Here is a 312-nt window from a genome sequence, read left to right on the forward strand (position 1 = left end):
TCGGTTCGAACCCGGTGTGACGCCACCGGCGCGGACGGTGAAGATGGTGTGCGGAATCGCTGAAGCTCCTCGGCGCCGAACGGACCTTGACGTAGTGTCATCACAGATGGACAGCGAGCCCCAGCCATGGGCGGATCCGTCCGCGGCACCGCCCTCCGGGGCGGCTCCGCGCGAGGGCCGCGAGGACAACCAGGCCGTCCCGCCCGGGGCGGTGTATACCGAAAGCCGATCGACCGGCCGTCCGACCCACACCCCCCGGGGCGCACGGAGCGGCGATCATCAGGGCCGCCCCGGAGCTCTCCCCCCTGCTCC

The organism is Kitasatospora putterlickiae, assembly GCF_039527695.1.
In the GTDB taxonomy this organism is placed as follows: domain Bacteria; phylum Actinomycetota; class Actinomycetes; order Streptomycetales; family Streptomycetaceae; genus Kitasatospora; species Kitasatospora putterlickiae.